The 9318-nt window shown below is 33.8% G+C and carries 8 protein-coding genes; 6 read left to right on the forward strand and 2 right to left on the reverse strand.

Annotated features, from left to right (window positions below; translation table 11 throughout):
* Positions 1-240: 240 nt before the first annotated feature.
* Positions 241-1755, reverse strand: a complete 1515-nt coding sequence (locus FPG59_RS10505) for a DUF2254 family protein (protein ID WP_086454557.1) — start codon at positions 1753-1755, stop codon at positions 241-243.
* Between the two features lie 158 nt (positions 1756-1913).
* Between FPG59_RS10505 and FPG59_RS10510 the strand changes: the two genes are divergently transcribed.
* On the forward strand, positions 1914-2315 hold the full coding sequence (locus tag FPG59_RS10510; RefSeq protein ID WP_086454564.1) for a DUF2721 domain-containing protein: 402 nt from the start codon (positions 1914-1916) through the stop codon (positions 2313-2315).
* A gap of 41 nt (positions 2316-2356) precedes the next feature.
* Here FPG59_RS10510 and FPG59_RS10515 read toward each other — a convergent pair whose 3' ends face one another.
* Positions 2357-4486 (reverse strand): TonB-dependent receptor, encoded by a 2130-nt coding sequence (locus FPG59_RS10515; RefSeq protein ID WP_086454558.1) that lies wholly within the window; start codon positions 4484-4486, stop codon positions 2357-2359.
* Positions 4487-4627: 141 nt separating this feature from the next.
* Between FPG59_RS10515 and FPG59_RS10520 the strand changes: the two genes are divergently transcribed.
* The 5 genes from FPG59_RS10520 to FPG59_RS10540 all read left to right on the forward strand — a co-directional run bounded on the left by FPG59_RS10520 (position 4628) and on the right by FPG59_RS10540 (position 9182).
* Positions 4628-6013, forward strand: a complete 1386-nt coding sequence (locus FPG59_RS10520) for a DUF1800 family protein (protein WP_086454559.1) — start codon at positions 4628-4630, stop codon at positions 6011-6013.
* Positions 6014-6023: 10 nt separating this feature from the next.
* Positions 6024-7193: a DUF1501 domain-containing protein gene (locus FPG59_RS10525; protein WP_086454560.1), complete on the forward strand. Its 1170-nt coding sequence runs from the start codon at positions 6024-6026 to the stop codon at positions 7191-7193.
* A gap of 58 nt (positions 7194-7251) precedes the next feature.
* Positions 7252-8148, forward strand: a complete 897-nt coding sequence (locus FPG59_RS10530; protein WP_086454561.1) for a DMT family transporter — start codon at positions 7252-7254, stop codon at positions 8146-8148.
* Positions 8149-8215: 67 nt separating this feature from the next.
* The gene (locus tag FPG59_RS10535) at positions 8216-8569 is read left to right on the forward strand and encodes a DoxX family protein (RefSeq protein WP_086454562.1); all 354 of its coding nucleotides are present in this window, start codon (positions 8216-8218) and stop codon (positions 8567-8569) included.
* Positions 8570-8573: 4 nt separating this feature from the next.
* Complete coding sequence (locus FPG59_RS10540) at positions 8574-9182, forward strand: alpha-ketoglutarate-dependent dioxygenase AlkB (protein ID WP_086454563.1); 609 nt, start codon at positions 8574-8576, stop codon at positions 9180-9182.
* The last annotated feature ends 136 nt before the right edge of the window (positions 9183-9318 follow it).

Below are 9318 nucleotides of genomic sequence, written 5' to 3' on the forward strand. Positions count from 1 at the left end.
TTTGGAGCGTTCATAAAACCCCATAAGAAATTGATTCTCGGCCAAGAATAAATTATTTTAGAAAATAGGAATAGAAAAAAATTAAAATAAGAGTGTAAAAAAAATCAATAAAAAGGTGAAGAAACTTTAAAATAAGCAACAAAAAAAGAGCCCAAATAGAAATTATGGTTGCATTTTATTTAGAAAAATTAATCGTGTCCTGACAATTACAAAGAAGTATAAGACACAAAAAAAACAGCCTTATTGATTATAGGCGTTTAAATAAGCAATAGCATCAAACTGAATAGAGCAAATTGCTTCATTAACCGAGACACGATTAGCTTCATAAAAGGACAAAATTCCTTTTTGCTGTAATCTCAAAATTTGCTGCTTTGCTTTTTTTCTGAACTGTAGCAGCTCATTTTCTATGGTAACCAGTTTTTCTTTCGAAATTTTCAAAGTACCATTTGCATGATTGGTCATGTTATAAATATCAGCTAATTCCATATCTTCAACCTGCTGGATCAACACCTTGAGATGAAAAGGATTCTCAACTAAGGGAAGTATGATTCTAATGGATCTGATCATTCGTTTGATAACCGTAGGATCTTCCTTGCCCCACTGAAAGATTTGATCATAACAAAAATCTACAAACTCTTCAAAGTTGAATTCATTTATTTGAATATACTCGGATTTTAGTGATTTAGCATCCGTTGATGGAAATTCTTTGATGGCTAATTCTTTGGCAATTTCTCCTATTTGGTCAATGCAATTAAGGCAAGTAGTAGGATCATTTACGGCTGGAGAAATTGCTTTTATGGCAATATCAACGAGTTTACGAACGCCAAAATTAATATCTTGAGTGTGGCTTCTAAATTGTTCTACCTGAAAAGCATCTTTTACAATAGCGCCAACTTGATTTTGCAATTCTTGAACTTGTGCAGGAGTCAGATCTTGGTCAAAAACCAATGTCAATAATGTAGTGGTTCCCTTCATTATAAACTCTCCAACAATGGGTTTTTGGTACGCATTTTCGAAACAAAATCCCACTTCAGATCGCAAAATGTATGCTGTAACTTTCTTTAATTTAACATAATTAACGCTATCTAAATACCCTGAGTCAAATGGACTCACAACAGATACTTTGAATTTATCTGGATGAATTTCTGCTCTTTTATATGATACGTTTTTGCCTAAACTCCAATTCTCTTGGTACAAAATATTGATCTCTTCAATCATGTCTACTTTTATCCTATTTGTAATACTAGAGACATTCATATTGATACTTAAATACGTAATCATGTTAGGATAAGACCATGATAAACCATAAAAAGCAAATAATGTACCTACAGCAAGTGTTGCTAAAAACGGTCTTTCAGGCGAAAAAACAGAAGCTAATTGCGGTAAGACACACAACGAAATGCTACCTACAAAAAGCCCAATAAACTTTTGCATTTTAAAATCGCTAATTAAAAAATGCCTTAAAATACGAGGCGAAAACTGTGAGGAAGCCAACTGCATTACAACAAAAATAACCGAAAAAGTTGTGAGCGATATCCCTATAAGAATTGAAATTAAAACATTAGTCACAGAGAGCAACCTTGTGTACGTATCTACAATCGCAATTGAAAAAATGGATTCTAAATGCAATGTGTATTCCAATATCATAATTGCAGATCCCAATACTACAGCATATAAAACACTTAAAAAAGTCCCTAAATCCTGAAGCTGATGTATGAAAATATTTTTTAACCTGTATTTCAATGTTTGTGGCATATCCCTATTTTAAGAAAGTAAATTTAATATAAATGCAAATACAAATCTTAATGGCTTTGAATTTTTGTAATTTTACAAAACAACTATTGCTGATTTCTATCAAAAAATAATTGACCATTAACTTAGCTGCTCTACATTTTTATTTAAAACAATATCAAATGATTTTACAAATAGAAACACCTGCACTCCTTTTTGGTGCCACTTCATTAATATTACTAGCTTACACAAACCGTTTCTTGACCATTGCAACTATTGTTCGTGGATTAAAGAAAACTTATAAAGAAAAAGAAAACAACTTGATTTTACTGGAAATAAAAAACCTAAACGTGCGTCTCACTTTAATTAGAAATATGCAAATGGCGGGAGTTTTAAGTCTTTTTTTGAGTGTATTTGCTATGTTACTTTTGTTTTTACAACAACAAGCAGCTGGTATTTACCTATTTGGCCTTAGCTTGCTAGGTTTACTAATTTCCTTGGCTTTATCGTTTTGGGAAATTTGTATTTCGGTCAATGCTTTGCGCCTGCATTTAAGTGATTTAGTTCAAAAAGAAACGCTATAAAAAAAGCTGTACGATTTATGTACAGCTTTTTAGGAAATCATTTATTGGTTGATTAAACTACCTTCTTCTTTTTTCTCGTTGTTTAATAAACTTGGGTTTTCTTTTGCCAATTTGTTTTTGGTTGGGATTTTGTAGTTCAAACTAAAACCAAATCTCTGAGTATCCTGCTTACTACGTATGAGTAACGGCGTTTCAAAGGCATTGAATGCGTTTCTATTTGTATCCAAAATATCATCTGCAAAAAGCGTTACCGTTAACTGATCTTTTAAGAATTTTCTTGAAAATGTAAGATCTAATGAGTTTCTAAGTGGCTCAACGGCTACAAAGTAAAATATATTTCCTCTTGGAATAAAATAAGTATAATTGGCAACAAATTTTACTTTTTTAGGCAATACTATCTGAGACATAAAGTTAAACATCCAAAAACCGTTTGTTTCTACTTTTGGAATTTGATGGTATTGGTAACCTGCATACACATATAAAAAATTCATCGTATCAGGGTTTACATTCATTTTCATGGTTTCGGCCAGACCTTTTGTAAATAACATATATGGAATAGGCATTCCTACATTAAAATTGTGAATTTTAACCTCAGGAATATTTTCATTTGTATTGACTACACGATTATTGGTTAACAAAACCCTATTGATCACTTGGTTGTTTGCCACACTCATGTTGTAGCTTATAAACGCGTAATCAAACGCACTTAATTTAACTTCATAATTATCAAAAATAGCGGGCTGCAAGTTAGGGTTACCAGAATATTCAACATTAGGGTTTTGATAATTGGTGTTATTTGGGTTCAATGCCGATGTGCTTGGCAAGGTGATTTTTTTGTTGTAGTTCATATTAAAATTAATGGCATTACTAAAATTGTACTGCGCACTTGCATTAGGAAAAAATCTAAACTGATCAAATTCTACTAGTTTAGCAACATCTGTATTTCCTGATATGTTGTAATCTTCGGCTCGACCGCCAAGAATAAAATTAAACTTGTCAAATTTTGTTTGAAACTCTACATAAGTTGATGTCGTTTTTCGCTTATAATCTAAATTGGTTACGCCTCTATTAGAAGCATCAAACATCAGTTCTTCGTACAACGCACCAACATTTAGCTTACCTTCATCAGAGAATTTAATAGGTTGTGAAAAATCTACTTTTGCATTCAATACCTCTTGTTGTGAAGCATTGTCTAATAACGGGGTGGTTGAACCTGCTGGTTCTAATTGAAATTCATTAGAATTGCGGTTATAATTGAATCTAAACTCTAGTTTTTTTGCCGCATTGTCAAACTTTTTTTGATAGGTAACTACCGCGTCATGACGAAAACCACCGCTCATTGAAGCATCATCAGTTGTGAACCCTGGACCATTTGAAAGCGTTTGGCTGTTATTATTGTTGTGCGTAAGATCATAATTAAGCAGTAATCTATCTTTTCCAATATCAAAAGTAAGCGCTGATTTTATAAAATTATTTCGGCCTACACGATCAGCTTCTGTTGCTGTTAATAAAGCGCTACCACCGTTTTCCTCATTTTTTAAGGAAGTCCATAAAGCATTTTCTCTATAATTTTGCCCCAGATTTAATTGCCATCCAAAATATTTATTTTTGGCACTCAACAGCACACTATTGTTCACTCTCCAGCGCACATCATCATAACTGGTTACACTAGTGCTATTAGTGTAAGTAGCACTTAAATAATTTTTGGCGTTTTTATTGGTAATTATATTAAGGATTGCACCTCCCGAAGTTGCCGGAAACTCAGCGCCTGGCTGTGTAATAATTTCAATTTTTTCAATAGCATTTGCTGGCATTCCCTCTAGAAAAGCATTGAGTTCATTAGTAGAAATATTAAGTGGTCTACCGTCCATAAACACATCCAGTTGCTTGCCTTGAAACATCATTCCAGCAATATCTGATGCTATTAAACCTGGCAATTTCTTAATTCCCTCTAGCACAGAACCTGTATTTAAGCTAGGTTGATCAGAGAAGTTAAAAATGGTTCGGTCTGCTTTTTGCTCCACTGCTTTTTTAGTTTTCACAATGGTTACTTCTTTCAACTCTGTAGTTTTTTCAGTTTCGGTTTCAGGAGTTTTCTCCGGAGTAGTTTGAGCCATACTGCCAGTTATACAAATCAAACTCAACAAAATAATAAAATGTACTTTTTTCATGTTTTTTATATCAGATACCCATAAGACTTCTTTATAAAATAAATGTTACAAAACTGACAATATAATTTTTCTTAGAAATAGAATGATCCATTAAGATTAAACCTTTTTTAGAACAGCATGTCCTATTGTAAATAACTCTTTATGAACACACAAACACTCTGGTCCTTACGACTTGGTTTTTCATCAAAGCAAGCTGAAAAACTACAAACTATGGGAATTAATTCATTTCTAGAGGCTTCGTTTGCAACGTTACATGATCATAAAGTTCCTGATTTTATGGTTGACAGCCCAAAATCTATTGCCGAATTACAACAATATAGAAAAAAACTCAAAGAGTATAGTCCAGAACAAATAAAGGAATTGCGTAAAAAGGAAGCACAAACTGCACTCGAATTAAAGAGCTGGTGGATTGATAAAATGCAAAACGAAACCTATCCGCTACGCGAAAAAATGACCTGTTTTTGGCACAATCATTTTGTGTCAACGTTACAAAAAGTGAAGGTCAATTATTGGGTTTTTCAACACAATCAAATTCTTAGAGAAAATGCATTTGGAAATTTTAAAACCTTAACAAAAACAATAATTCAAAGCAATGCCATGGTGCGCTACCTTGACAATGTAGACAATAGAAAAGGCAAAATAAATGAAAATTTAAGTCGGGAATTACTAGAATTGTTCACCTTAGGTATTGGGAATTATACTGAAGCAGACATAAAAGGTGGCGCTAAAGGACTTGCAGGACTTGGTGTTGGCGAAGACCAAGCAGTATATCGAACCTTTTTTGAAGACAATGAAGCTTTTGACTATCTAGGTAAAAAAGGAAGTTTTAAAATTAATGCTATGATTGACCTTATTTTTGAACAGCCACAAGTTCCTTATTTAGTGACTCGAAAAATTCTAAAATGGTTTATTTATGACAACCCAAATGAAGAATTAGTTAATTATTATGGAGACTATTTCAGAAAAAAGAATTTTGAAATAGAGCCTTTACTTTTAAAAATTTTCACCGAAGAGTATCCTAAAAAAACAGCGGGCTCCAAAATAAAAAACCCACTAGAATACAGCCTCCAAATAATTCACGAACTTGGAATCAAAACTACTAATACAAAAATGATTGCACTTTTTTGTAGGCAACAAGGAATGGATTTGATGGACCAACCCAATGTAAAAGGATGGGATGGCGGAAATTCATGGTTAACATCCCAAGTGTATTTGCAACGCAATAACGTAGCAGATTTACTTTGTAACGGAAAAAATTTAAACCGAAATTTTAATGGTGAAATGAAGGAAAATAAAAATGCAAATAAAATCGTGAATCTTCAATTAAAATGGAATAAAACGGATACCAATAAAACGATCATCAATGCATTTGAAAACCAATTATTATTCCAAATTGACGACGTCATGAAGGCCGATTTTGAAAAAATATTGAAATATGATTTTGACGGTTCAACTGAAGGCTCACAATTTGCAGTGCTGCGATTGGTAAATTTCATGATAAAAACCCCAGAATTTCAACTTATCTAAAGCTAGCATTATGAACCGAAGAAACTTTTTAAACTTAACAGGTACTCTTACTGCAGGAACTCTGCTTTTACCAGATTTTTTATATTCTTTTGGGAAACAAAAAAGTATAATTCCTGGAAAGCAATGTGTAGTTTTTATTCAACTCAACGGCGGAAATGATGGCTTAAACACCTTTATTCCGTATCAGGATATGATGTATTATGACTTTCGTCCAAAAATTGCAATTTCAAAAAATGAAATTCTCCATTCAGCACAAGGAATGGGTTTTCACCCTGCTTTAAAAAACTTTGCACAAATGCAACAAAGTGGTGACTTAGCTGTGATCCAAAATGTTGGCTACCCAAATCCTGTAAAATCTCATTTTAGAAGTCAGGAAATTTGGCAAACAGCTCCTACAAATCAAGAGTTTTTAAATGACGGTTGGCTAGGACGTTTCTTAGATTTACAATGTAAGGATCATCAGCCTACAGCAGGGATAAACATTGATACTATTGACAACTTAGCGCTCAAAGGTGACGAACCTAATTCGATCACGGTAAAAGATCCAAACCGATTTCTTGTTGGAAACAAAATAGAAGTCAACTCAAAACTAGCAACAAATCCGCAATTAGACTTTGTTAGAAAAATAGCAAACTCAGTAGTTGAAGGTGCCGATGAGATACAAAATGCCCTAAAAAAAGGTGCACCCGCCGAAGTGGTATACCCCAAAACAGGTTTGTCCAAAAATCTAGAATGGATGGCGCGCTTGATTAAAGGAAATCTAAACTCCAAAGTGTATTATACCTCACTGAATGGTTTTGACACGCATGATAACCAAATTATAATTCACAACAACAAACTTACAGAACTGAATGATGCTGTATTTAGTTTTTACCAAGACTTAAAGAAAGCGGAGTTGTTAGAGAACGTTACTATAGTAGTTTTTTCTGAATTTGGCCGACGCGTCAAGGACAATGGTAAAGGAACAGATCATGGAACTGCTGCACCTCTATTTGTCATTGGCGGAAGCAATAAAGGAAAAATAATTGGTAACAACCCTAATTTACAAGACTTAGACGGAGGAGATTTAAAACATGAAATCGATTTTAGGAGTGTATATGCATCGCTTTTACAACAAAAAATGGATTTTGATCCCGTTAAAATTGGAATAAGAAACCCCGAATTAAAAGGTCTTTTTTAAAAACGCTGTAAATCACTTTAAAAAACTATCTTTGCCCGCTTTTAAAAATTGAACAAAAATGATGAAAAATAGTATTTTAAAGGGAGTATTCCTTGTGGGACTTGGCGCTACTAGCTACGGAATGTTGGCAACATTTGTAAAAATTGCTTACGGCGAAGGCTTTACAACTCCGGAGGTAACCATTGCTCAATTCACTTATGGAATTTTAGGAATGCTACTAATAAATGCTTTTCAAAAATCAAAAAAAGGGTCTGAGGTTGTAAAAGCATCTACAAAAAATATTACCCAATTAATGCTTGCCGGAACCTCACTAGGTATGACAAGTGTATTTTATTATTTAGCTGTAAAATACATACCGGTATCAATTGCTATTGTTCTATTGATGCAAACCGTTTGGATGGGTGTTATATTTGAAATGATTTTAGAAAAAAAAGCACCATCAACTCAAAAAATAATATCGGTTTTAATAGTTCTTGCAGGAACCGCCTTGGCTACAAATTTAATTGAAAGTTCGGTAGAGCTAGACTGGCGTGGTATCGTTTTGGGCCTATTGGCAGCAACTTCCTTCACCACAACTATGTTCACTGCAAATAGAGTAGCTACTCAAATTTCATCCGCACAACGCAGTCTTTATATGCTACTTGGCGGAGCGGTAATTGTAACTGGTTTTGCAATAGCTACACAAACAGGCGCCTTTAACTTTGATATTTTTCTTAAATGGGGTATTGTATTAGCGCTTTTTGGCACTATCATTCCACCTTTATTATTCAATGCTGGCTTTCCACTTACAGGTATCGGATTAGGCAGTATTGTATCAGCATTAGAACTACCTGTCTCTGTATTAATGGCCTATTTTTTGTTGAGTGAGTCAGTAAATACCCTGCAATGGTTTGGAATTATTCTGATTATAATTGCAATTGTGATTATGAATATCAACTTCAAAAAGACTTTGTAAAGACTATTTGATTCTAAAGAGCTTTAATTGGGCTTTTTTTTCTAAATTCGTTATAAATACTTTTACTATGAATTTACCTTGGCATTTGTACGGAATGGCTTTTATATATTTTATTGCAGGAATAAACCATTTTAGGAATCCTAGATTATACTTAAAAATAATTCCGCCCTATTTCCCAAACCCAAAAGCCCTAAATGCAATTAGTGGTCTGGCCGAGATTATTCTTGGTATAGCATTATGCATACCACAACTTTCAAGCGCAGCTGCATGGGGTGTAATTGCGTTGTTAATTGCCATTTTTCCTACTCATATTTACATGTATTTTGATCCTAAAGCTGGCATGGGATTACCAAAATGGGTATTGTTCCTGAGATTACCTTTGCAGTTTGCATTGATTTTTTGGGCATATCAATATACGTAATAGTATGACATCTTTGTTTGAAAACCAGGAACAACCGGTACAATTTCAAGTTCCAGATGCTGACATCACCTATTACCCAGCCTTTTTTGATTTGGCTACAGCCAATGAAATATTCCAAAGCTTAGTTCAAGATATCCCGTGGCAGCAAGATGACATTCGCGTTTTCGGAAAAGTTCACCCGCAACCACGTTTGACTGCACTTTATGGAAATGAAGGAAAGCCCTACTCCTATTCAAATATTACCATGCAGCCACACCCTTGGAATCCGCTATTGCAAATGCTAAAAAAACAAGTAGAGGATGCCACTGATACTATTTTTACAACCGTTCTTTTAAATCAATATCGAGATGGAAAAGACAGTAACGGCTGGCATGCTGATAACGAAAAAGAACTAGGAATCAATCCTATAATTGCCTCATTGAGTTTTGGTGCAACACGTAATTTCCAAATGAAGCACAATCATTTAAAGGATCAAAAACTAAACCTTTTACTAGAACACGGGAGTTTACTGCTCATGAAAGGGAGTACACAACATTATTGGAAACATCAAATTCCAAAAACAGCAAAACCTGTAGACCCCAGAATAAACCTTACTTTTAGGGTAATTGTATAAATATAATTCTTTGATTTACACATTGATTTTCTTTTTAATTTCAAGAGCTTTTGACATATTTCACCTTTCATTAATCAATAAAATTACATATACTAATCTCATGTTTCTAAATAGGGTCCTCGCGACAGAATAGTAC

The sequence above is a fragment of the Flavobacterium sp. FPG59 genome, from assembly GCF_002150205.1.
Lineage (GTDB): Bacteria > Bacteroidota > Bacteroidia > Flavobacteriales > Flavobacteriaceae > Flavobacterium.